Below are 23,414 nucleotides of genomic sequence, written 5' to 3'. Positions count from 1 at the left end.
GCTATGAAGGGGCGCAGCATTTTTTGCTGTTGTCGCGTGGGGGTCGGTATCTGCCAGGATGTGGCCCCCCGCGGCTCTTGAGCGATGATCTCGCACCAGCAATCTGCGATTACTCTCGCCCGACCTGCAATCTATCGATTAATAAATAAGCGTTGTTTTCAGGGTCACCGCCTTAAAAACGGTCGATTTACCAGATATCGCCTAAAGATTGTGCGACGCTTCGATGCCCCTGTCGCAATCATGCTTCAAACTGTCCGAATTGATCCCCCTGAACATCTCCCGAGTCATGCCGTTAAGGACTGCATGGTCTGGCACGTTACATGCACCGCGGGTCTTTGCTCGCGCGACGGCTCGGTCCGATATACTCTTTAGGATATATTAATATACAAAATATCCATCACATCCCTCGGTTTGGAGGGTATACTACGTTGAAGTATAGCTATGCCGGAAAGGTCGAAATTGCAGGCGTCCACCTCCCCAAATGAAAAACGCGGGCCCAAGTTACCAAACAGTATCGAGCTCGGTCGGATTTTGGGTGACAACTTCGTCTTCCGTGATTTCGAGATGTCGCAGATCGACGGAATGCGGCGTGCGTTCGAAGTCGATACGGTCAAGCTTTCGCTCTATTCGTTCATCGTGATCGCGTTCTGGCAACTCTGCATCACCTTTGGCGGAAGCCAATTCTATACCGACAATCTTGCGCTTGGCCTTCTTCCCAGCGGGGCGCATATCGTTCTTGTCGCAGGAGCCGTGGTTTTTCCGCTCAGGCTCTGGCATCTGCTTTTTGTCGCCTACACCTTCACCTATTTCACCCCGCTCCTCTTCGACATCTGGAGCTTTCCTCCCCCCGTAGAAAACGGGCTCTCGAAGAGCGAACTCGTCACGTTCCTGTTCGTGCTCAATGTCGGGATCTGTTTGGCAACCGTCGTGCTGATCCGGACGCTTTTCAGCGAACTCAAGAAATACAGCTCTCCGATCAAGATCGATCTCGTGGCGGCGGTCGCGACACAGATCGTCTTTACGACGCTGTTCTTTCTTGCGGTGCTGTTCATCCAGAAATCCGCCACTGTCTTTGCCGCTGACCTTCGCGCGGCTTTCGGGTTCGACGATGCGCTCTGGTCGCTGGCCTATCGGCGGATCGCCTTGGGCGGTGTGACCGCGACGGCCTTTCTCATCGCCATGATCCAGCGCCCGCGCCTCTCCTATCTGCCGAAGATCCTCGTCCTGTCGAGTATCTTTGTGGTTTATGTCGTGGCTCACAGATTGGGTTTTACGGTCCTTCCCGAACTTGAAATCGCGCTCATCATCGCGATTGTCGCACAGGCAGCGAACATCAAATTCGCGCCGCTGGCAATTCTTATCGGTATGTCGCTCTTCACGGGTCTGACGGGCTATGCGATCGGAAGCGCGCCGCCGATCAGCGACATCGACAAATCCATTCTGACCTATGCGACGCTGGTGGTGGCTCTGGCGGGTCTCAACCTCACGTTCCGAAGCTATTCGAGCCACGTCAATCAACAACGCAATTCGAGTCTGCGCCGCCTCAATGCGGTGCGCAACTTTGCCAACGTCGGTCTCTTTGCGGTCAATGTCGATGCCCGCCAGATCAGGTTCGACGCTGTGACCCAAAAGATCTTCGACGCCCCGCCCAAGATGGACCTTGGCACGCTCATGCAGCGCTTCCCCAGAGAAGAACAGACCGAGCTGCGCAATATCCTCTATTACGGTCCGAACGAGACAGGCGATATTCTGGCGCGCTTCAAACACATGGAACAAGACGATGTTTTCTACATCCGTCTGTTCTTGTGGAACGAGATCAACAGCAACGGCCAGCCGATGGTCTATGGTCTGGCCATCGACGTGACGGCGGAGCACAACAACGAAAAGGTCCTCTCGGAGACGCTGGACGAGCTTGAATACCGTTCGGAAAAGATGACCCAGATGTTCTCGATCATCTCGCATGAAATCAGAAGCCCCGCAGCCGTCATTTCGATGCTTATCGACGATCTCGAAGGCAACGACGCCGTGGCAGCGACCAAGCAGAACCTACGCGACGCGACGGACCATCTCTTGAACGTGCTCAACGACATGCGCCAAGCGGTGAACCCCGAAAAGAACCTTCCTGTGAACCTCAAGCCCTTCAACGCCGAAGAGATCACCACCTCGGTTCGCAACACCTTTGCCTTTCAGGCGCGGGACGCGGGTTTCGACATCAGCCTTCATTTCGGCAGCGGCGCTCAGGACGCACGGATCGGGGACTCGACGCGGATCAAGCAGATCCTTGGAAACGTCCTGCGCAATGCGATCGTCCATTCGGGGGGCTCACGCGTCAAGATCAGCTATTCCACCGAAGAAGTCGGCGAGCGGCGGATCGAACATGCGGTCTGGACCATCACCGACAACGGCGTCGGGATCGCCGACAACCAGATCGAGCGTCTCTTCGAGCCGTTCCAGCGCGGCGAGGTTGATCCCCGCAACCGCGTCGACGGAAGCGGTCTCGGTCTTTACATCGTCAAAATCTCGGCTCAGGTGCTGGGCGGTTCGGTCAAATATTTCAGCCCCGTCGAAGGCGGCGCAGGCTATCGCATTTCGATCCCCGCCCCGCTCTATGTCCCTGCCGCCGAAATCGCCGAAGGCGATGCCGTCGACCCGCGCTTCAACCTCAACCGCATCAAGGTGCTCTTGGTCGAGGACAACCGACTTGTCTCGCAGGTTGTCGAAAGCCGCCTTCGCAAGATCGTCAAGGACATCAAGGTCGCGGGCAACGGGCTTCAGGCGCTCGACGTGCTCAAGAGCTATGAGCCCGACCTCATCATCAGCGATCTCTTTATGCCGCAAATGGCGGGGGACGAACTTTGTGCGCAGCTCAGGTCGGACGGTTTCGACAAACCGATTATCGGTCTGACGGCGGCCACGGTGGGCGACGAGATGCATGACTTCCTTGAAGCAGGTGCGACGATCGTTCTGCCCAAGCCTCTTGAAGTGAAACAGCTTACCGGCTTCCTGTGGGGCTATTACAAGAACCACCCCGATCAAGCCGAAGCGGTGTTCGGCGCCGCTCCTTCGGTGAAATCCCATGGCGGAACGCCCGCAAAAGTTTAAGCTCTTTGCATGGAATCGGATCTGACCACCATAAAGGGCATCGGTGACGCCGTTGCAGGCCAGCTTATCGCGGCGGGCATCCGCACGAGCGAAGAGCTCCGCGCCATCGGCGCGCACGCGGCCTATGGCAAGATGCTGCAAAACGGCCTTCGACCGCATTTCATCGGCTATTATGCCTTGGAAATGGCGCTTCAGGGGCGATCTTGGAACGATTGCACGGGGGTGGAGAAGGATCGGTTGCGCATCCGCTTCGATCAACTGAAATCCGAGTGTGCGGGGGACGCGAGCTTGATCCACGAGCTGCGCGCCATCGGCGTGATGATCTGACGCCCTCTGACCTGTGACCAAACGAAAACCGCCCACATGTTTCCATGAGGGCGGTCAATCGTTTCAGGTCAGATCAGCCGATTAGCCGACCAGTTCGAGACCCGAGAAGAAGAATGCGATTTCCTGAGCAGCGGTCTCGGGAGCATCCGAGCCGTGAACCGAGTTTTCGCCGACCGAAAGAGCGAACTCTGCGCGGATCGTGCCGGCAGCAGCGTCGGCGGGGTTGGTTGCGCCCATGACTTCACGGTTCTTGGCGATTGCGCCTTCACCTTCGAGAACCTGAACAACAACAGGAGCCGAAGCCATGAATTCACACAGTTCGCCATAGAACGGACGTGCAGCGTGCACTTCGTAGAACTTGCCGGCCTGCTCCATCGAGAGCTTGATGCGCTTTTGCGCAACGATACGAAGACCTGCGTCTTCGAACTTTGCGTTGATCTTGCCGGTCAGGTTGCGGTTGGTTGCATCGGGTTTGATGATCGAGAGAGTGCGTTCAATAGCCATATCAGAGCCTCGTAAGCGGGGGAGCGATTGCTCCCGATGTTGAAATTGGCGCTGCCCTAACATGGCGCGACCGACTTGAAAAGCCGTGATTGACCGCGCCCCTCGCATGAGGCAAGCAACACCCATGCTCAGGATCAAAGATATCTCGTATTCCATCGACGGCCGCGTTCTGATCGAGAACGCCACCGCCACCATTCCCACCGGCCACAAGGTCGGCCTCGTTGGTCGCAACGGGACAGGGAAAACCACACTTTTCAAGATGATACGGGGTGAACTCCATCTTGATACGGGCGAGATCGAGATCCCGCGCGGCTGGCGGATCGGCGGTGTATCGCAGGAAGTCCCCGGAAACGAGGTCTCACTCATCGACACGGTGCTCAAGGCCGACACCGAGCGCGACTCGCTTCTGGCCGAGTCGGCAACAGCGACCGACCCGACCCGTATCGCCGAGATCCAGACCCGTCTGACCGATATCGACGCGTGGTCGGCAGAAGCGCGGGCAAGTTCGATCCTCAAGGGTTTGGGCTTTACCGACGACGAGCAAAAGATGCCCTGCTCTGCCTTTTCGGGCGGCTGGCGGATGCGCGTTGCATTGGCGGCGGTTCTATTCTCGGAGCCTGACCTTCTCTTGCTTGACGAACCGACCAACTATCTCGACCTTGAAGGGGCGCTCTGGCTCGAAGCTTACCTCGTGCGCTATCCTCATACGGTGCTGATCGTCTCGCACGACCGCGAACTGCTCAACCGTTCGGTGGGCGGGATTCTGCACCTCGAAGACAAGAAGCTCACCTTTTATACCGGCACCTATGACAGCTTTGCCCGCCAGCGGGCCGAAAAGCGCGCCCTGATGGCGCAGGCCGCCAAAAAGCAAGAGGCGAAGCGCGCACACCTGCAAAGCTTCGTCGACCGCTTCAAGGCCAAGGCCTCCAAAGCGAAACAGGCCCAGTCCCGGGTGAAAATGCTTGAAAAGATGGAAACGATCCGTGTGCCCGAGGATGCGGCCCGCACCGTTTTCACCTTTCCTTCGCCCGAAGAACTCTCGCCTCCCATCATCGCGATGGAAGGCGCCTCCGTCGGCTATGGCGAGCGCGTGGTTCTCGACCGTCTCAACCTTCGGATCGATCAGGACGACCGTATCGCTCTGCTCGGTCGCAACGGCGAGGGCAAATCAACGCTGGCCAAGCTTCTGTCGGGTCGTCTTGAAAAGATGAGCGGCGCGATGGTGACCTCCTCCAAGCTGCGCATCGGGTTCTTTGCCCAGCATCAGGTGGACGAGCTTCGCGTTGAAGAAACCCCGCTCCAGCACCTCCTTCGCGAACGCCCCGAAGAAGGCCAGGCCAAGCTTCGTGCCCGTCTTGCAGGCTTTGGCCTTATGGCGGCGCAGGCCGAGACCGAAGTGGGCCGTCTGTCAGGCGGTCAAAAGGCGCGTCTGTCGCTCTTGCTCTCGACCCTTGATGCACCGCATCTTCTCATCCTCGACGAACCGACCAACCACCTTGATATCGAGAGCCGCGAAGCGCTTGTCGAAGCTCTGACCGCTTACACGGGCGCCGTGATCCTCGTCAGCCACGATATGCATCTTCTCAGCCTTGTGGCCGACCGCCTCTGGCTCGTCAAAGACGGCCGCGTTGCGCCCTATGAAGAGGACCTCGAAGCCTATCGAAAGATGCTGTTGAGCGTCGATAAGCCCGAGCAAAAGCAAAAGGCCGAAAAGCCCAAGACCCCCAAGCCGAGCCGAGACGAAATCCTTGCGCTTCGTGCCGAGGTGCGCAAATCCGAAGAGCGCTACAACAAGATCGTCGAAATGCAAGACAAATTGGCGGCCAAGCTTGCCAACCCTGATCTGTATGAATCCGACAAAGTCGGCGAGCTCGAAGTCTGGAACCGCAAATACGCCGAAGTCATGGACGGTTTGGCCCGCGCCGAAGCGCTCTGGATGGCGGCTTTGGAAAAACTCGAGAGAGCCGAAGCTCTTTAGCGGTAAGACACGGTTTCCAATTGCATTTCCCCATTTGTCTCGCGACAGTGCGCGCAAGCAAATGGGAGAGATGCATGACCACGCGCACCGAAGCCACCTTTCCGCCGCCCGTGATGGAAGCCCGCCGCTGGCTCGAGGCCGCGACCTTCACGGCGGACCGCCCGTTGATCAACGTGTCTCAGGCCGCGCCCGTTGCGCCGCCGCCCCCCGAAATGCTCGAGGCGATGGCCGAGATCATCAAGACCGATCCCGCCGCCCATCTTTATGGTCCTGTGCTCGGTCTGCCCGACCTTCGGGCCGAAGTCGCCGCCCGCTGGACGCGTCTCTACAACGGTAGGGTCGAGGCCGCGAATATCGCCATTACGTCGGGCTGCAATCAGGCCTTTGCCGCCACCATCGCCACGCTTTGCACCGAAGGCGACGAGGTGATCCTTCCGATCCCCTATTACTTCAACCACCGCATGTGGCTCGACATGGCGGGCGTCAAAACCGTGGCCTTGCAAACGGGCGCGGGTCTTATCCCAGATGTGGGGGCAGCCGAGGCGCTGATCACTCCGCGCACAAAGGCCATCGTTCTCGTTACGCCCAACAATCCCGGTGGTGCCGAATATCCCAAAGAGACAGTGGCAGCCTTTTATGATCTGTGCCGTGCCCGCGGACTGGCATTGATCCTTGATGAAACCTATCGCGATTTCGACAGTCGCGAAGAGGCCCCACATGCACTTTTCGAACATTTCGACTGGGACCAGACGCTGATTCAGCTCTATTCCTTTTCAAAAGCCTACAGATTGACGGGGCACCGCGTCGGTGCGATCTGCTGTTCGCCCGCGCGTCTTGCGCAAGTCGAGAAGTTCCTCGACACCGTGACGATCTGTGCCAACCAGCTTGGGCAACGCGCCGCGCTTTGGGGCATGCGGAACCTTGACGACTGGCTCAAGGGCGAGCGGGCCGAGATCCTTGATCGGCGCAAAGCCATCGAAGAGCACTTTCCCCGACTTGCGGCCAAGGGCTGGAAGCTTCTCGGGTGCGGTGCCTATTTCGCCTATGTCGAGCACCCTTTCGAGATGCCAAGCCACGCGCTTGCGCCCAAACTCGTGCAGGAAATCGGCGTTCTTTTGCTTCCGGGGACGATGTTCATGCCGCAAAACCACCCCGAGGCGGAACGGCAATTGCGCATCGCCTTTGCCAATGTGGACCGCGCTGGCATTGCCGCCTTGTTCGAGCGCCTCGAAACGCTTGCGCTCTGATCTTGCACCCCCGCCTCTGACCGCCTATTCAGTGGCGGTCGTCGCATCGGCAAAACACGTATTGAAGGACAGGTAAAATGGCAGCGAGCAAGGGAAGCAAGGTCTTTGTATGGATCATCCTCGGCCTCCTTTTCGTAGGTCTCATGGGCTTTGGCACGGTGAACCTCTCGGGAAGCGCAACGCGCCTCGGCACGGTCGGCGAGAAGGACATCTCGATCAACCGCTATTACCGCACGCTCAGTGAACAGCTGAACGCCTTCTCGGCTCAGGTCGGCACCACGGTCAGCTTTACCCAAGCGCAGTCGCTCGGCCTTGACCGTCAGGTCCTTAATGACCTTGTGAACCAGCGCGTCCTTGACAACGCCGCCTTTGAACTCGGCCTTTCGGTCGGTGACGAGCGCGTGCGCGAACAGGTGCTCAACATCTCCGCGTTTCAGGGCTTTGACGGCAAATTCGACCGCGATGCCTATCGCGATGCGCTCAGCCGTATCGGCGAGAGCGAAGCCGAATTCGAAGCAAGCCTGCGCGAAGAAATGGCCCGCACTATGGTTCAGGCCGCAATCATCGGCGGTGTTGCCCCGAGCGAAGCCTATGCCGATCTTCTGCTCGGCTATATTTCCGAGCGCCGCGACGTGACCTATGCCTTTATCGATCCCGCGCTGGTCTCGGCCCCGATTGCCGAACCGACCGAGGCCGATCTGACCGCCTATTACGAGGCGAACCCCGAAGAGTTCACGATCCCCGAAACCAAGGAAATCACCTATGCGTGGCTCACGCCCGAAATGCTGATGGACAAGGTCGAGGTGGACGAACAGGCGCTGCGCGATCTCTATGAAGAACGCTCCGCCGATTACATCTTCCCCGAGCGCCGACTTGTCGAGCGCCTGATCTATGGTGATGCCGCGAGCGCCGAAGCAGCGATTGCGCGTGTCACGGCAGGCGAAGCCACCTTCGAGGATCTCGTTGCCGAGCGCGGCCTTGCCATGACCGACACAGATATGGGCGACGTGGCGATCGACGATCTCGGCGCTGCGGGCGAGACGATTTTTGCTGCCGAAACGGGCGCTGTCGTCGGCCCGCTCGATACGGACCTCGGCCCTGCCCTGTTCCGCGTGAACGCGATCCTTGCGGCCGAAGAAACCACCTTTGAAGAGGCCCGCGACGATCTTCGGGCAGAGCTTGCGACCGCGCGCGCACGCCGCCAGATCACCGACACCGTCGAGAGCCTCACCGACCTGATTGCAGGCGGCGCAACGATCGAAGATCTGGTCGAGCGCTCTGATCTCGAACTCGGAACCATCGAATTCAATGAGACTGTGATCGATGGCATCGCCGCCTATGACAGCTTCCGCACCGCTGCGGCTTCGGCCTCTATCGGCGACTATCCCGAAATCATCGAGATGGCGGACGGCGGCGTGTTTGCGCTCCGCGTCGATGCACTGCGCGAACCCGCGCTTCAGGAACAGGCGGATGTCGCCGATGCGGTTCTCGCTGGCTGGCAGGAAGAGGCCGCGTCGAATGCGCTCTTCAATGCCGCCGAAGCGCTGATCGCCCGTCTCGAGGCAGGCGAGAGCTATGCCGATCTCGGGCTTGTGCCGATGCGCGAAACCGACCTCACCCGCCGCAGCTTTATCGAAGGCACCCCCGTCGGGTTCGGCGCTGCGATCTTCAACATGGACCAAGGCACGAGCCGCTCTTTGGCCGATGATACGGGTCTGACGGTGGTGATCACCCTTGATACGATCAAGGCCCCCGATCTGAACGATACCGACACCATCGCACAGCGTGCCTCGCTTCTGGAGCAATCGGCCGCAGGTCTGTCGCAGGACCTTTTCGATGCGACCCTCGCAACGATCCGCAAGAACACCGAGATCACCCTTGATCAGGCGGCGATCAATGCCGTGCACACCCAACTCCAGTAAGCAGGCGGCACTATGGCACTAAGCCCCGATTTCGAGACCTTCAAAGCCGCTTACGAAGCGGGCAAGCATCAGGTCGTCTATACCCGTCTGGCGGCCGATCTGGACACCACCGTGTCCCTGATGCTCAAGCTTTCGGGAGCGGCCAAGCACAGCTTTATGCTTGAAAGCGTCACGGGCGGGGAAGTGCGCGGGCGTTATTCGATCATCGGGATGAACCCCGACCTGATCTGGAGCTGTGACGGAACCAAGGCGCGCATCAACCGTGAAGCGCGCTATGACGAAGACGCGTTTCGGGACGAGAGCGTTGATCCCCTGACCTCGCTCCGCAATCTGATTGCAGAGAGCAAGATCGAGCTTCCCTCCGATATTCCTGCCTCTTCCGCCGGTCTCTTCGGCTATCTCGGCTATGACATGATCCGTCTGGTCGAGCGTCTCCCCGATGCGAAACCCGATCCGATTTTCGTGCCCGATGCCGTGATGATGCGCCCCACCCTCGTTGCGGTGCTCGACGGCGTCAAAGGCGATGTGATCCTCGTCTCGCCCGCCTATGTGGGCAGCGGGCTTTCGGCGCGTGCCGCCTATGCCCAAGCCGCCGAGAGGGTGATGGACGCGCAGCGCGCGCTTGACCGCCCGATCCCCCACGACAGCCGCGAATACTCCGAGCCGCATCAGGTCGGCGAGCCGACGTCGAACTTCACCCGCGACGGCTTCAAGGCCGCCGTGGAAAAAGCCAAGGATTACATCCGTGCAGGCGACATCTTTCAGGTGGTCCCCTCGCAGCGCTGGACCCAAGAGTTCAAGGAACCGCCCTTCTCTCTCTATCGCAGTCTGCGCCGCACCAATCCGTCGCCCTATATGTTCTATTTCAACTTCGGCACCTATCAGGTGATCGGCGCAAGCCCCGAGATCCTTGTTCAGGTGGCAGGAAGCCGCGTCACGATCCGCCCCATTGCGGGCACCCGTCCGCGCGGCGCCACCCCCGAAGAGGACAAGGCGAACGAGCTCGATCTTTTGTCCGACAAGAAGGAACTTGCCGAGCATCTCATGCTTCTCGATCTGGGGCGCAACGACACGGCCAAGGTCTCCAAGATCGGGACCGTGCATCCCACCGATCAGTTCTTTGTCGAGCGCTATAGCCACGTGATGCACATCGTCTCGAACGTCGTGGGCGAGATAGCCGACGGCGAAGACGCGCTTACCGCCTTTTTCGCAGGTATGCCCGCAGGCACCGTCTCGGGGGCGCCCAAGGTCCGCGCGATGGAGATCATCAACGAGCTTGAGCCTGAAAAGCGCGGCATCTACGGCGGCGGCGTCGGCTATTTCAGCGCGGGCGGCGATATGGATATGTGCATCGCGCTGCGCACCGCCGTTCTCAAGGATGCAAAGCTCTATATTCAGGCGGGCGCAGGCATCGTTTACGACAGCGATCCCGAGTCCGAATATATGGAGACCGTTCACAAATCGAACGCCATCCGCAAAGCCGCTCAGGACGCTACGATTTTCCGAACAGGCAACTGATCCGGTCAGACGAAACGAAAACGCCGCCCCTTGGGGCGGCGTTGCGTTATTGGGCTTTGAGAACCGCCGAAACAGGGGCCTGAGCGACTTGCTCGGCGCGATTGGCCGTCGCCCAGAGGATCAGCGCCGAGAGCGTATCTGGCCGCACGCGCCCCAACAGGACGACGCCGCTTTCCTGCCGCGCGCGAAAGGCGGCTTGGTCGAGGAAACGGCGGATCACCTGCGCCGATTGCCCCTCGCCGTCGAGATCACGATAGACGACGGCAGCGGGCACTTCGGTGTCCTCGGCGGTGCGCAGCGCGGCATTCAGACCGCGTGCGATCGTCACGAACCCGCGCCCTTCGGCGGCAAGCGCGGCCATCCCCTGTTCGGTTGCGGCAAGGCTTCCGAAATCGCCGCTTCCCGTGTCGATCAGCCCGATCGCTTCGGGAAGAATGTTGAAGGTAGCCCCCAGAAGCATCTCGACATCGCTCGCCGTGGCCCCGCTTGCGATATTCGCGACCGCAAGAACTTCGATCCCCGCATTGCGATAGGTCTGCATCCGTTCCGTCGCGTTCGGAAGGCTCGGATCAAGCGCCACCGTCACAGGGAACGGCGAGCCGCGCAGCGCGGCATCCGCATTCGCCATCGACCCGTCATCGAGCAGGACGATGGACATCAGCGGAAGATCATTCGGATTGGCAAATTCGGCCGAGAATTCTTCGAGCGCTTTGACGGTTTCCCGCTCAGTGTCTTCACCTTGGCCCAGACGGATGACCTTGACCCCTTCGGAGCCGCTTGGCATCTGGCCGGCCAAAGTCCCGCTGAGCGAGGTCGGCGGCTTGGACGTAACGGGTTCGGGCGTCACATTGGCCGTGAGATCGACGACCTCTTCGGGAGCCGCTTCCATGCTCTCTTCGCTCGGTGTCGCGGGCTCTTCGGTCACGATGATGATCGGCTCGACCTGAACCTCGAGATTCGTTTCCCCCTCGGGCGTGCTCGGCGGGGTCGCTGCAGGATTGGGAAGCACAGGCTCTTCCGTCGACATATCGACGTTTGCGCCCCCTTCGACTTCGGGAGCGGCCATAGTGCCTTCGGTGCCAGCGACCACGGGCGGTGCGCTGGGTGAGGTATCCGCATCGGGCAAAGCGCTGCCTTCGGGCTGGGCGACGGGTGCCGATACCCCAACCGACGGCGCACTCAGCGCGGGCGGGTCAATCAGGATCTCGGTGTTTTGCGCGGGGGCAATATCGACGGGCACTGCCGCCTCGGGCGCAGGCGCGTCCTCGGTAGGTTCGACTTCGAGTGCCGCATCGCTTGTCGCTTCGGGTGCGGCCACCTCGGCGGGGCGTGTTTCGGCAACATCGGCCGCCACGCTCGGTGCCTCCGCACCGTCCCGCACAGGCGGGTCGAACATCAAGGATGCGACCGAAAATCCTGTCCCTGCAACGACTACCCCAACCAATCCGCCTGAAATCAGTCCTTTCAGCACCAATCCGCCCCCGTTCTTGACTTCATTATTGTCTCTGGACCTTGACGCTGCTTGCACAGTCGGCCCATGTATGGCCCGACTATACATTTATGGGGAGGCCCAACGGTAGCCCCCTTTTTGAACAAGGCCGACCATGCTGCTTTTGATCGATAACTACGACAGCTTCACCTATAATCTGGTGCATTACATCGGCGAGCTTGGTGCCGATGTTGTGGTGCGCCGCAATGATGCGCTCAGCGTCGAAGAGGCGCTCGCGATGAAGCCCGAAGCGATCCTGCTTTCGCCCGGACCCTGCGATCCTGCGCAAGCGGGTATTTGCATTCCGCTGACCATCGCCGCCGCCGAAGCAAAGATCCCGCTCATGGGCGTATGCCTTGGCCATCAGACCATCGGCGAGGCTTTTGGCGGCAAGGTCGTGCGCTGCCACGAAATCGTCCACGGCAAAATGGGCACCATGCACCACGAGGGCAAGGGCGTGTTCAAAGACCTTCCCAGTCCCTTCGAGGCGACCCGCTACCATAGTCTTGTTGTCGAGCGCGACAGCCTACCCGACTGTCTCGAGGTGACCGCATGGCTTGAGGACGGCACGATCATGGGCCTTCAGCACCGCACACTTCCGATCCAAGGGGTGCAATTCCACCCCGAAAGCATCGCAAGCCAGCATGGCCACAAGCTTTTGAACAACTTCCTCGAACTGGCCAACCTCAAGACGAAAGAGACAGCATGAGCGACGCAATCAAACCCCTCATCTATGCCGCTTCCGAAGGTCCGTTGAGCCGCTCGCAGGCCAATCAGGCCTTTGAAATCCTGTTCGAGGGGCAAGCCACGCCTGCACAGGTCGCGGGTCTCCTTATGTCGATGCGGGCACGCGGCGAATCCGTCTCCGAATATTCCGCCGCCGCCGCTGCGATGCGCGCCAAATGCATACCCGTCTCCGCCCCCCAAGGCGCGATGGATATCGTCGGCACGGGTGGTGACGGGATCGGCACGCTCAATATTTCGACCGCGACTGCCTTTGTGGTCGCAGGCGCAGGCGTCCCCGTAGCCAAACACGGCAACCGCAACCTCTCGTCCAAATCGGGCGCAGCAGATGCGCTTGGCCAGCTTGGTATCGACGTGATGGTCGGAGCCGAAGTGGTGGAGCAAGGCATCCTTGAGGCCGGCATCGGCTTTATGATGGCACCGATGCACCACCCCGCGATGAAGCATGTGATGCCCGTCCGTCAGGAACTCGGCTGCAAGACGATTTTCAACATTCTCGGCCCGCTCACAAACCCCGCAGGCGTCAAGCGTCAGCTCACTGGGGCCTTTGCCGTGGACCTCATTTTCCCGATGGCGGAAACGCTGATGGAACTGGGGAGCGAAAAGGCCTGGCTCGTGCATGGCTCGGACGGCACAGACGAGATGTCGATCACGGGCACCACATCGGTGGCGGCCCTTGCCAACGGCAAGATCGAAGGCCTTGAAGTGCATCCCGAAGACGCGGGTCTTCCTGTGCACCGTCTGCGCGACATCCTCGGCGGCTCGCCCGAGGAAAACGGCAAGGCGCTGATCGCCCTTCTGGAAGGTGAAAAAGGAGCCTATCGCGACGCGGTTCTCCTTAATGCGGCGGCGGCCCTTGTGGTCGCGGACAAGGCTGCAACGCTCAAAGAGGGCGTGGAAATCGCCTCGGAAAGCATCGACAGCGGCAAAGCCAAGACCGCCGTCGAAACCCTTGCCCGTATCACCCAAGGGGCCAAGAAATGAGCGATATTCTCGACAAGATCAAAGCCTATAAACTCGAGGAAGTCGCCGAGCGCAAAGCCCGCGTGCCCCTCTCCGAGGTCGAGGCACGCGCCAAAGAGGCCCCCGAGACCCGCGGCTTTCATGCCCGCCTTCAGGACGCCAGCCGCGAAGGCTATGGCCTTATCGCCGAGATCAAAAAGGCCAGCCCTTCCAAGGGTCTGATCCGTCCCGATTTCGATCCGCCCGCGCTCGCCAAGGCTTATGAAGCGGGCGGCGCGACCTGTCTTTCGGTTCTGACCGATACGCCCTCGTTCCAAGGCGCGGACGAATACCTCACGGCGGCCCGCTCGGCTGTGCGCCTGCCTGCCCTGCGCAAGGACTTCATGTATGACACCTATCAGGTCGCCGAAGCGCGTGCGCTTCACGCGGACTGCATCCTGATCATCATGGCATCGGTTTCGGACGCGCAGGCCCAAGAGCTTGAGGACGCAGCCTTTTCTTGGGGCATGGACGTTCTGATCGAGGTGCACGACGCCGAAGAGCTCGAGCGTGCCATCCACCTCAAGAGCCCGATGATCGGCATCAACAACCGCAATCTCAAGACCTTCGAGGTCACGCTCGACACCACGCGCACGCTTGCCAAACGCATTCCTGCCGACCGTATGGTCGTGTGCGAGAGCGGGCTTTTCGTGCCCGAAGACCTCGCCGATATGGCCCGTTACGGCTCGCGCACTTTCCTCATCGGTGAGAGCCTAATGCGGCAAGAGGACGTTGAAGCCGCAACGCGCACGCTCCTTGCCAATCCGCTCCAAGCGGGGGCGATATAAGATGTCGGGCCTTACCCATTTCGACGAGGGCGGCAAAGCCCATATGGTCGACGTTTCAGACAAAGAGATCACCTCTCGCGTCGCCGTCGCCGAAGGCTATATCACGATGAACCCCGCGACCTTTGCGCTCGTGGCCGAGGGACGCGCCGAAAAGGGCGATGTCCTCGGCATCGCGCGGCTGGCGGGGATCATGGCGGCGAAACAGACTTCGACCCTGATCCCGCTGTGTCATCCGCTCCCGATCACCAAAGTGACCGTCGATCTCACCCCCGATGATACGCTTCCTGGCGTGCGCATCTCGGCCACGGTGAAAACCACAGGCAAAACGGGCGTCGAGATGGAGGCCCTCACTGCCGTGAGCGTTGCGGCCCTCACCGTTCACGACATGGTCAAGGCCGTGCAAAAGGACATGGTGATCGGCGGGATCCGCGTCACGCTCAAGGACGGCGGCAAATCGGGAAGGTATGAAGCCGAATGATCAGCGTCGCGGAGGCCCTTGAAAAGCTTTTCGATCTGGCAAAACCGCTCGACAGCGAAGAGGTGCCTCTTCTGGACGCCATGGGCCGCGTGCTGGCCTCGGATGTCAAAGCGCGGCGCACCCAGCCGCCGTTTTCGGCCTCGGCCATGGACGGCTATGCGGTGCGCGGACGCGACGTAAAAGTCGGCGCGACGTTCACCCTGATCGGGGAAAGCGCCGCAGGTCACGCCTTTGCGGGCAAGGTCCCCGAAGGCCACGCCGTGCGCATTTTCACGGGCGCCCCCATGCCCGAAGGCACCGACCACGTGGTCATTCAGGAAGATACCGCGCGCGACGGTGACACGATCACACTGACCGAAAAGCTCGAGTTCGACAGCAACGTGCGCCCCGCCGGCGGGGATTTTCACGAAGGCGATACGCTCGGAGCGCCGCGCATCCTCGGTGCCGCCGATATCGCCCTTCTGGCGGCGATGAACATCGCGCGTGTGCCTGTTGTCCGCCGCCCAGAGGTTGCGATCATCGCCACAGGGGACGAGCTTGTCCAACCGGGGGAAACCCCTGCGCCCGATCAGATCATCGCCTCGAACAACTATGGCATCGCGGCGCGGTTGACCCAATTCGGAGCCCGTGTCCGGCTCTTGCCGATTGCCAAGGACACCGAAAGCGCGCTGCGGCAAACGCTCTTGCTTGCCAAAGGTGCGGATCTTGTCATCACCATCGGGGGAGCCTCGGTCGGGGATTATGATCTTGTCGGCCGCGTGGCCGAAGACATGGGCCTTGAACGCGCCTTCTACAAAATCGCGATGCGTCCGGGAAAGCCGCTCATGGCAGGGCGGATCGACGGCGCGACGATGATCGGACTTCCGGGCAATCCCGTTTCGGCGATGGTCTGCAACGAAATCTTCATTATTCCCTACCTCAGAGCCGTTCTCGGCCTCGGCACATCGCCTGTTCCGCGCCAGATCGCGACCCTTGCCGCGCCCATCGGCGCGAATGGGCCGCGCGAACATTATATGCGCGGGACGCTGGCGCGGGGCCGCGTAACGGTCGCGGACAATCAGGACAGCTCGCTCCTGAGCGTCCTTGCGGCCTCTAACTGCCTCGTCGTACGCGCACCCCGCGATCCTGCCCGAGCGGAAGGCGAAGAGGTCGAGATCATTACAATTTGATCCAAGTTGACACAAAGCAAGAACACCTGTAGAACATAATGCAAACGCGGAGCAGTTGCCGCCTATGTTCGAGGGAGTTCCTCCATGCTGACCAAAAAACAGCTCGACCTTTTGGAGTTCATCCACAAGCGCGTCCAAAAGGACGGTGTGCCCCCGTCGTTCGACGAAATGAAAGAGGCGCTCGATCTTCGGTCGAAATCGGGCATTCACCGTTTGATCACTGCTCTGGAAGAGCGCGGCTTTATCCGCCGTTTGGCCCATCGCGCCCGTGCGCTTGAAATCGTCAAGCTGCCCGACACGATGCAAGGCAAGACCGAAGCCCGCGGGTTCACTCCGCGCGTGATCGAAGGGGATCGCCCCGACAGCATTCCCCCCAAAGCGAAACAGGTCGAGAGCGTCGGCGCGATGGAGCTTCCCGTGATGGGCCGCATCGCAGCGGGTGTGCCGATCGCCGCCATTTCCGAAGTGTCGCACAATGTGGCCGTGCCCGCCTCGATGCTGGGCAAAGGCGAGCACTATGCGCTCGAGGTCAAGGGCGACTCGATGATCGATCTTGGGATCAATGACGGTGACGTTGTGATCATCCGCGAGACGCGCACCGCCGACAACGGCGACATCGTTGTCGCTCTGGTCGAAGACAGCGAAGCCACCCTCAAGCGGTTCCGCCGCCAGAACGGGATGATCGCGCTCGAAGCGGCCAACCCCGCCTATGAAACCCGCGTTCTGCGCGAGGATCAGGTCAAGGTTCAGGGCCGTCTTGTCGGTCTGATCCGCTCCTACTAGTCCAGAGCCTTTCCCCGCTGATATCCCGCACCGAGGTCAGGACGCCGTTGCCCGAGATGGCAAGGGCTCCTGTCTCGGACAATGCCCTTTGGTCAAAGACGCGACAGGGGCGGTCCGCGCTATCCCTCTGATTGGTCACAAGGATCTGCGCCCCGCCGCAACCCTCGAGCGCCAAAAGTGCGGTCTTTCCACTGACGAGCAGCACCTCTGTCGCGCCGACCCCGACGCGCCAGACGCGCGTGCGCTCCTGCGCGATCAGGGGGGCTTCCTCCTGCGCGCGGGGCATCCCGTCATTCTCGAGCCAGCCTTCGGCGGAAAAGCCATCACCCCGCCCTTTGCTGAGGGCGCGCCCCTCGGGTCCGAGAACCCCGATCAATCCGCCCGTATCGCTGATCAATAGGGCGGGTCGCTCGGTCTGGGCCCAAAGCAGTGCCGCCACCAAAAGCGGCACAAGCCCGATCCCGCGCAGCGGCCCTCGGATCACAAGGAGAAGCAGCCCCCCCACTCCGACAAGCGGCAGCACCCAAGGCATCGGCGCGATCACTCCCGATGTCGCACCCTCCAGCCCTGCGACGTGATGTGCAACACCAAGGATCCAGTCGATCCCCGCCGCCATCACGGCGAGTGCGACACCCTCTGCGCCGAACGGCAAAAGGACAAAAGCGGCAAGCGCGGCGGGCATAATGACCAACCCCATCAGAGGCACCGAGACAAGATTGGCCACAAGCCCGTAGTGCGAGACCATATTGAAATGCGCCGCTCCGAAGGGCGCGGTGGCAAGCCCTGCGACCAGCGACGAGGTCAAGAGCGTCACAGGCCAACGCAACAGCCGATTCAAACGTCGAAGGCGCCCGTTCGCTTCGGCAAAGACGGCCACAAGCGCGGTCGTCGCGGCAAAGGACATCTGGAACCCCGGCCCCGTCAGGGCCACGGGCGAGAGCGAAAGCACGATCAGCCCCGCAATCGCCACCGTTCGGAGCGTCAAAGCGCGCCGATCCAGAAGTATCGCGCCAAAGACCAGCGCGACCATGACAAAGGCCCGCTGCGTTGCCACATTGGCCCCTGAAACCGCGAGATAAAGCGCTCCGACCGCCAGAGCGCCGATGGCGGCCCCCTTTTTCGCGCTCCACTCGGGCGGCATCCAAGGTAGCACCACCAAGAAAAGCCTCAAAGTGCCAAAGACTAGCCCCGTCAAAAGCCCCATATGCAGCCCCGATATCGCCAGAAGATGCGCGAGGTTGGTGGCACGAAGCTCTTCGAGCGTTCGGGGATCAAGACCGCTTCGGTCGCCGACGATGAGCGCCGCTGCGACATCCCCTGCCTCGCCGTCCATCCGTGCGCGCAGCCATGCCGCAACGCTCTGGCGGAACCGATAAAGGCCGAGCCCCGCGCCTTCGCCTTCGCGCAGCGCGAGCGCGGGGGTGCGTGTATAGCCCACCGCCCCAAGCCGATCGAACCACGCACTTCGGCGAAAATCAAAACCATGAGGCTCGATCGGACCCGAGGGCGGCGACAGATGCGCGGTCATCCCGACATAGACGCCGGGCTTGGGGTCTATCCATCGTTGATCCCCGTGGAGTGACACCCGCACCCGCTCGGGTGTCTTTTGCGGGTCCATCCATGCCAGAACCACATGGTCGAGGGTCAGCCGCACCGCGTCCGACTGGGATTTGTCGATCTCGACGATCCGCCCCTCGACGGGGCCGTAATAGCGAAACCCGAGCACAGGGGCGGCGGCGAGATAGGCCGACAGACCCGCCGCCGCGAATCCATAGGCGGCAAAGGACGTCACAAAGACCCACCCCTGCCAATCGCGTCCCATCACGGCCAAAGAAACCACGCCACAGACCGCCGCAGGCAAAACCAGCATCCAGACCGACGGCTCCACCCGAAGTGCAAAGAACACTCCGATCCCGCAGGCATAGGAAATAACCTGCCAATAGAGCATCGTGCCCCGCTGGCGCCTCCACGCATGTGCGATTGCATCCTTCACCGCACTTGTCCTTTGTTCGGTGGCTTAGTATCCCCACGCTAAGCCGATCCAGGTTCACGAAAGGTTAAGTCATGTCCGCTCCCGTCGTTACGCGCATCGCGCCCTCGCCCACCGGCTATATGCACATCGGAACCGCGCGCACCGCGCTCTTCAACTGGCTCTTTGCCCGTGGACGCGGAGGCAAGTTCCTCTTGCGGATCGAAGACACCGACCGCGAACGCTCGACCCCCGAAGCCACCGATGCGATCCTGCGCGGCATGGAGTGGCTCGGTCTCGACTATGACGGCGAAGCGGTAAGCCAATTCGAGCGCGCAGGCCGCCACGCCGAAGTTGCGCACGAGATGCTGGCCAAGGGCCATGCCTATAAGTGCTTTGCCACGCAGGACGAGATTCAGGCCTTCCGCGATCAGGCCAAGGAAGAAGGACGTTCGACCCTTTATCGCAGCCCGTGGCGTGACGCAGACCCCGCAACCCACCCCGACGCGCCCTATGTCATCCGTATGAAGGCGCCGCAGGACGGCACGACCGTGATCCGTGATCAGGTGCAGGGCGATGTGACCATCCGCAACGACCAGCTCGATGATATGATCGTGCTGCGCTCGGACGGCACGCCCACCTATATGCTTGCCGTTGTAGTCGATGACCACGACATGGGCGTCACCCATGTGATCCGCGGTGACGACCACCTCAACAACGCTGCACGCCAGATGCTCGTTTACGAAGCGATGGGCTGGCCGCTTCCCGTCTATGCCCATATCCCTCTGATTTTCGGGCCGGACGGCAAGAAACTCTCCAAGCGCCATGGCGCGACGGGTGTCGAGGAATATCAAGGCATGGGGTATCCCGCTGCCGGTATGCGCAACTATCTCGCCCGTCTAGGCTGGAGCCACGGGGATGATGAATTTTTCAGCGATGCCCAAGCGATGGAGTGGTTCGACCTTGGTGGAATCGGTAAATCTCCCTCGCGTTTCGACTTCAAGAAGCTCGAAAACCTCTGCGGTCAGCACATTGCCGCCTCGGACGATGCTGCATTGCTGCAAGAATTGACCGCTTTTACCGAAGCAAGCGGTGAAATTCAGCTTGATGATAGCGATAAAGCTTTGCTTGCCAAAGGTATGTACTGCCTCAAGGAGCGCGCCAAGACATTCCCCGAACTTCTTGAAAAGGCTCACTTTATCCTTGCAAAACGTCCGCTCGAGCTTGACGAGAAGGCGCAAGCGGCGCTCGATACTGTATCCCGTGGTATACTGAATGAATTGACGCCGCAGCTGCAAAATGCTAGCTGGGAGCGCGAGGCACTGGAGGGGGTTGTTGCCGCTGTTGCGGAGGCCCACGGAACCAAACTCGGCAAGCTTGCTGGACCGCTTCGGGCCGCGCTTGCAGGACGTTCCGTCACACCCAGTGTGTTCGATATGATGCTTGTCATCGGACGGGATGAGACTATCAACCGTCTAAAGGATGTGGTCGGCTAATCTGGCGTCCTTGACGGACGTTAACGGAAGCTGGACCGAGTAAACGCACCCCGAGGACGCGATCCTGCGCTTCGGGCCTTTTAGAGGGAAAAGTGATGGCCGATACCAATAAGACTGCGAAACTGACGATCGACGGCAAGGACTATGAACTTCCGATCCTGTCGCCCACTTCGGGGCCTGATGTAATCGACATCCGCAAGCTCTATGCCCAAGCGGGTGTGTTCACCTATGATCCGGGCTTCACCTCGACCGCGGCCTGCGACTCGACCATCACCTATATCGACGGCGACAAGGGCGAGCTTCAGCATCGCGGCTATTCGATCGAAGATCTGGCAAGCAAGTCGCATTATCTCGAAGTTTGCTACCTTCTCCTCTACGGTGAGCTGCCGACCCGCGCCGAGATGGAAAAGTTCGAAACGACGATCACCCGTCACACGATGATCCACGAGCAGATGCACTATTTCTTCCGTGGGTTCCGTCGTGACAGCCACCCGATGGCAACCATGGTCGGCGTCGTCGGCGCAATGTCCGCCTTCTATCACGACTCCACCGATGTCAGCGACGAGCGTCAGCGCGAAGTCGCCTCGCACCGTCTTATCGCCAAGATGCCGACGATTGCTGCGATGGCCTATAAGTATTCGATCGGCCAGCCGTTCGTCTATCCGCGCAACGATCTCGATTATGCGGCGAACTTCATCCACATGTGCTTTGCCGTTCCCGCCGAGGACTACAAAGTCGATCCGATCCTTGCCCGTGCGATGGACCGTATCTTCACGCTTCACGCCGACCACGAGCAGAACGCCTCGACCTCGACCGTGCGTCTTGCCTCGTCTTCGGGCGCGAACCCCTTTGCCTGTATCGCTGCAGGTATCGCCTGCCTTTGGGGTCCCGCACACGGCGGCGCCAACCAGGCCTGCCTCGAGATGCTCAAGGAAATCGGCACCGTTGACCGCATTCCCGAATTCATCGCCCGCGCCAAGGACAAGAACGACCCGTTCCGTCTCATGGGCTTCGGCCACCGCGTCTACAAGAACATGGACCCGCGCGCCATCGTGATGAAAGAGTCGGCTGACGAGGTGCTCGAGCTTCTCGGCGTCGAAGACAACCCGCTTCTTCAGGTCGCCAAAGAGCTTGAAAAGATCGCACTCTCGGACCCCTATTTCATCGAGAAGAAGCTGTTCCCGAACGTCGACTTCTATTCGGGCATCATCCTCGAAGCGATGGGTTTCCCGACCTCGATGTTCACCCCGATCTTTGCGCTTTCGCGCACCGTCGGCTGGATTTCGCAGTGGAAAGAACAGCTTGGTGATCCGCAGATGAAGATCGGCCGCCCGCGCCAGCTTTTCCTCGGCGAAAACCTTCGCAAGTATGTTCCGGTAGACGAACGCTAATTCAGGATCGGGCCGCCTTCGGGCGGCCTTTTCTTTTTCCGATGCCTGCGCTAGGATCGTCCTACGGTCCGCAGTTCACCAAGGCGTCGCCGGTCGCAAGACCACGCTAAACCTGCTTTCATAAAGTTTGATTGCACCTCTTTCGTGCCAATCGACAAGGGCGACCATCGAAGGTCCTTTCGGGACCCACGCGCACACGAGAAAGCAAGTGCTATGTCACGCGATGTGATTCCATTTACCGTGGCCGACATCTCGGTCTTTTCCAAAACGCTCCGCGCCTCTCTCGAAGGCAGCGATCCTTTTCCGACCCATGCCCAGTTTCTGGGGCTGGTTGCCAAGGCGGCGGGCTATCAGAACTATCAACATCTGCGCGCCGAACTCACGGGCGAGATCGAGCTTAACGAAAAACGCCTCAAGGAAGCGCTTCGTGTTTTTGACGCGCAGGGGCGGATGCACCATTGGCCCAAGAAATACTCGATCAGGGCACTTTCGCTCTGGGTGTTCTGGTCGCGTATGCCGCGCAAAGAACTCAGCGAACCCGAGGTCAATGCGATCCTGATCGACGGAAATACCTTTGGCGATCATGTTCTCTTGCGCCGCGAGTTGATCGATCACGGGTTGATGACGCGCACGCCGAACGGGTCGGCCTATCGCAAAGTCGAAAAAGCCCCGCCCCCCGAGGCGCAGGCGCTCATTAGGCGGCTCAAGGGACGCGGCTAGCGTCCCTCGAACTTGGGCGCGCGTTTTTCGAGAAAGGCTTGGACGCCCTCGCGGAAATCGCGCGTCTTGCCCGCTTCGCCCTGAAGTCGGGCCTCGAGCACCAACTGCTCTTCGAGCGTGTTGTTGAGCGAGGCCCTCAGCGCCTCTTTGACAAGGCCATAGGTTCGACTTGGTCCTTGGGCGAGCTGGGCCGCACGTTTGCGCCAATGGGCCTCGAATTCGGCATCCTGAGCGGTCTCGTAGATCATGCCCCAGTCGCGCGCCGTGGCAGCGCTGATCTTGTCGGCGAACAGAGCCGCGCCCATCGCGCGGGCAAGCCCGATCTGACGCGGAAGGTAATAGGTCCCGCCCGCATCGGGGATCAGTGCGATTTTGGTAAAGGCTTGGGTGAAATAGGCGCTCTCGGCGGCCATCACCACATCACAGGCAAGCGCAAGGTTCGCCCCTGCCCCCACAGCCGCGCCATTGACCGCCGCTATCGTCGGCACGGGGCAGTCGTAGATCGCGTTCAGCATCGGCACATATTCGTCACGCAGCACCGCTTCGAGATCAAGGTCGGCGGCATTGCCGCCATCGGCCAGATCCTGCCCCGCACAAAAGGCGGGCGCTGCTCCCGTAAGCATGATCACCCGCGCTTGGGTGCCCATTTTCTCGAACGCATCGCGGATCTCGGAGCGCATCAGGGTGTTGAGCGAATTCATTCGCTCCGGACGGTTCAGCGTGATCACCGCCACGCCGTCCGACTGCTCGAGTGTAATCGCGTGATACTGCATACCCGCCCCCGCTG

At 60.5% G+C, this 23,414-nt stretch carries 19 protein-coding genes; 15 read left to right on the top strand and 4 right to left on the bottom strand.

All coding sequences use genetic code 11. From position 1 onward, the window contains the following. Positions 1 to 531: 531 nt before the first annotated feature. Positions 532 to 3,102 (top strand): hybrid sensor histidine kinase/response regulator, encoded by a 2,571-nt coding sequence (locus QQG91_RS05645; RefSeq protein ID WP_285771994.1) that lies wholly within the window; start codon positions 532 to 534, stop codon positions 3,100 to 3,102. Positions 3,103 to 3,111: 9 nt separating this feature from the next. Next, a complete protein-coding gene (locus tag QQG91_RS05640; protein WP_285771993.1) occupies positions 3,112 to 3,429 on the top strand; it encodes a TfoX/Sxy family DNA transformation protein in 318 nt (105 codons plus the stop codon). Between the two features lie 81 nt (positions 3,430 to 3,510). Here QQG91_RS05640 and ndk read toward each other — a convergent pair whose 3' ends face one another. Then, positions 3,511 to 3,933, bottom strand: coding sequence for a nucleoside-diphosphate kinase (gene ndk, locus QQG91_RS05635; protein ID WP_285771992.1), 423 nt, complete (start codon positions 3,931 to 3,933; stop codon positions 3,511 to 3,513). Between the two features lie 124 nt (positions 3,934 to 4,057). On the opposite strand from ndk, the gene QQG91_RS05630 reads away from it, so the two are divergent. From QQG91_RS05630 to trpE, 4 genes are all read left to right on the top strand, one after another. Then, positions 4,058 to 5,911 (top strand): ABC-F family ATP-binding cassette domain-containing protein, encoded by a 1,854-nt coding sequence (locus tag QQG91_RS05630; RefSeq protein ID WP_285772321.1) that lies wholly within the window; start codon positions 4,058 to 4,060, stop codon positions 5,909 to 5,911. A gap of 74 nt (positions 5,912 to 5,985) precedes the next feature. Beyond that, positions 5,986 to 7,158 (top strand): aminotransferase, encoded by a 1,173-nt coding sequence (locus QQG91_RS05625; protein WP_285771991.1) that lies wholly within the window; start codon positions 5,986 to 5,988, stop codon positions 7,156 to 7,158. A 77-nt stretch (positions 7,159 to 7,235) separates the two neighbouring features. Next, positions 7,236 to 9,080, top strand: coding sequence for a peptidylprolyl isomerase (locus QQG91_RS05620; protein WP_285771990.1), 1,845 nt, complete (start codon positions 7,236 to 7,238; stop codon positions 9,078 to 9,080). A 12-nt stretch (positions 9,081 to 9,092) separates the two neighbouring features. Further along, a complete protein-coding gene (gene trpE, locus QQG91_RS05615) occupies positions 9,093 to 10,598 on the top strand; it encodes an anthranilate synthase component I (protein ID WP_285771989.1) in 1,506 nt (501 codons plus the stop codon). 46 nt (positions 10,599 to 10,644) lie between these two features. On the opposite strand, the gene QQG91_RS05610 is transcribed toward trpE, so the two are convergent. After that, positions 10,645 to 12,069, bottom strand: a complete 1,425-nt coding sequence (locus QQG91_RS05610; protein WP_285771988.1) for a divergent polysaccharide deacetylase family protein — start codon at positions 12,067 to 12,069, stop codon at positions 10,645 to 10,647. Positions 12,070 to 12,202: 133 nt separating this feature from the next. Between QQG91_RS05610 and QQG91_RS05605 the strand changes: the two genes are divergently transcribed. The 6 genes from QQG91_RS05605 (at position 12,203) to lexA (ending at position 17,051) form a co-directional block, all read left to right on the top strand. Further along, positions 12,203 to 12,796 carry an anthranilate synthase component II gene (locus QQG91_RS05605; RefSeq protein WP_285771987.1) on the top strand — a complete coding sequence of 198 codons (594 nt, stop codon included), beginning with the start codon at positions 12,203 to 12,205 and terminating at the stop codon, positions 12,794 to 12,796. Beyond that, entirely contained in the window at positions 12,793 to 13,815 is a 1,023-nt protein-coding gene (gene trpD / locus QQG91_RS05600) for an anthranilate phosphoribosyltransferase (RefSeq protein ID WP_285771986.1), read from the top strand. Before QQG91_RS05605 ends, trpD begins: the two co-directional genes overlap by 4 nt. Then, positions 13,812 to 14,621 (top strand): indole-3-glycerol phosphate synthase TrpC, encoded by an 810-nt coding sequence (gene trpC / locus QQG91_RS05595; protein WP_285771985.1) that lies wholly within the window; start codon positions 13,812 to 13,814, stop codon positions 14,619 to 14,621. Before trpD ends, trpC begins: the two co-directional genes overlap by 4 nt. 1 nt (position 14,622) lies before the next feature. After that, positions 14,623 to 15,099 carry a cyclic pyranopterin monophosphate synthase MoaC gene (gene moaC / locus QQG91_RS05590; RefSeq protein WP_285771984.1) on the top strand — a complete coding sequence of 159 codons (477 nt, stop codon included), beginning with the start codon at positions 14,623 to 14,625 and terminating at the stop codon, positions 15,097 to 15,099. Beyond that, on the top strand, positions 15,096 to 16,268 hold the full coding sequence (locus QQG91_RS05585) for a molybdopterin molybdotransferase MoeA (protein ID WP_285771983.1): 1,173 nt from the start codon (positions 15,096 to 15,098) through the stop codon (positions 16,266 to 16,268). The genes moaC and QQG91_RS05585 overlap by 4 nt, the downstream gene beginning before the upstream one ends. Positions 16,269 to 16,352: 84 nt before the next feature. Next, entirely contained in the window at positions 16,353 to 17,051 is a 699-nt protein-coding gene (gene lexA, locus QQG91_RS05580; protein ID WP_285771982.1) for a transcriptional repressor LexA, read from the top strand. On the opposite strand, the gene QQG91_RS05575 is transcribed toward lexA, so the two are convergent. Beyond that, entirely contained in the window at positions 17,008 to 19,044 is a 2,037-nt protein-coding gene (locus QQG91_RS05575; protein ID WP_285771981.1) for a ComEC/Rec2 family competence protein, read from the bottom strand. The genes lexA and QQG91_RS05575 overlap by 44 nt on opposite strands. A 71-nt stretch (positions 19,045 to 19,115) precedes the next feature. Here QQG91_RS05575 and gltX point away from each other — a divergent pair, with 71 nt between their 5' ends. From gltX to QQG91_RS05560, 3 genes are all read left to right on the top strand, one after another. After that, the gene (gene gltX, locus QQG91_RS05570) at positions 19,116 to 20,516 is read left to right on the top strand and encodes a glutamate--tRNA ligase (RefSeq protein WP_285771980.1); all 1,401 of its coding nucleotides are present in this window, start codon (positions 19,116 to 19,118) and stop codon (positions 20,514 to 20,516) included. Between the two features lie 95 nt (positions 20,517 to 20,611). Further along, positions 20,612 to 21,907 carry a citrate synthase gene (locus QQG91_RS05565; protein ID WP_285771979.1) on the top strand — a complete coding sequence of 432 codons (1,296 nt, stop codon included), beginning with the start codon at positions 20,612 to 20,614 and terminating at the stop codon, positions 21,905 to 21,907. Positions 21,908 to 22,120: 213 nt separating this feature from the next. After that, entirely contained in the window at positions 22,121 to 22,627 is a 507-nt protein-coding gene (locus QQG91_RS05560; protein WP_285771978.1) for a DUF2087 domain-containing protein, read from the top strand. On the opposite strand, the gene QQG91_RS05555 is transcribed toward QQG91_RS05560, so the two are convergent. Continuing rightward, the gene (locus tag QQG91_RS05555; RefSeq protein ID WP_285771977.1) at positions 22,624 to 23,400 is read right to left on the bottom strand and encodes an enoyl-CoA hydratase-related protein; all 777 of its coding nucleotides are present in this window, start codon (positions 23,398 to 23,400) and stop codon (positions 22,624 to 22,626) included. The genes QQG91_RS05560 and QQG91_RS05555 overlap by 4 nt on opposite strands. Positions 23,401 to 23,414 lie beyond the last annotated feature (14 nt).

The sequence above is a fragment of the Marivivens sp. LCG002 genome (genome assembly GCF_030264275.1).
Lineage (GTDB): Bacteria > Pseudomonadota > Alphaproteobacteria > Rhodobacterales > Rhodobacteraceae > Marivivens.
Note: the sequence above shows the minus strand (reverse complement) of the source record. Positions and strands in the feature narration are given on the sequence as shown.

Bases quoted from the DNA above. Each gene is read 5' to 3' on its own strand.
- QQG91_RS05630 (WP_285772321.1), top strand. From the start codon at position 4,058: ATGCTCAGGATCAAAGATATCTCGTATTCCATCGACGGCCGCGTTCTG.
- moaC (WP_285771984.1), top strand. From the start codon at position 14,623: ATGTCGGGCCTTACCCATTTCGACGAGGGCGGCAAAGCCCATATGGTC.
- trpC (WP_285771985.1), top strand. From the start codon at position 13,812: ATGAGCGATATTCTCGACAAGATCAAAGCCTATAAACTCGAGGAAGTC.
- trpE (WP_285771989.1), top strand. From the start codon at position 9,093: ATGGCACTAAGCCCCGATTTCGAGACCTTCAAAGCCGCTTACGAAGCG.
- QQG91_RS05560 (WP_285771978.1), top strand. From the start codon at position 22,121: ATGTCACGCGATGTGATTCCATTTACCGTGGCCGACATCTCGGTCTTT.
- gltX (WP_285771980.1), top strand. From the start codon at position 19,116: ATGTCCGCTCCCGTCGTTACGCGCATCGCGCCCTCGCCCACCGGCTAT.
- QQG91_RS05620 (WP_285771990.1), top strand. From the start codon at position 7,236: ATGGCAGCGAGCAAGGGAAGCAAGGTCTTTGTATGGATCATCCTCGGC.
- QQG91_RS05640 (WP_285771993.1), top strand. From the start codon at position 3,112: ATGGAATCGGATCTGACCACCATAAAGGGCATCGGTGACGCCGTTGCA.
- QQG91_RS05605 (WP_285771987.1), top strand. From the start codon at position 12,203: ATGCTGCTTTTGATCGATAACTACGACAGCTTCACCTATAATCTGGTG.
- QQG91_RS05585 (WP_285771983.1), top strand. From the start codon at position 15,096: ATGATCAGCGTCGCGGAGGCCCTTGAAAAGCTTTTCGATCTGGCAAAA.
- QQG91_RS05555 (WP_285771977.1), bottom strand. From the start codon at position 23,400: ATGCAGTATCACGCGATTACACTCGAGCAGTCGGACGGCGTGGCGGTG.
- QQG91_RS05565 (WP_285771979.1), top strand. From the start codon at position 20,612: ATGGCCGATACCAATAAGACTGCGAAACTGACGATCGACGGCAAGGAC.
- lexA (WP_285771982.1), top strand. From the start codon at position 16,353: ATGCTGACCAAAAAACAGCTCGACCTTTTGGAGTTCATCCACAAGCGC.
- trpD (WP_285771986.1), top strand. From the start codon at position 12,793: ATGAGCGACGCAATCAAACCCCTCATCTATGCCGCTTCCGAAGGTCCG.
- QQG91_RS05625 (WP_285771991.1), top strand. From the start codon at position 5,986: ATGACCACGCGCACCGAAGCCACCTTTCCGCCGCCCGTGATGGAAGCC.
- ndk (WP_285771992.1), bottom strand. From the start codon at position 3,933: ATGGCTATTGAACGCACTCTCTCGATCATCAAACCCGATGCAACCAAC.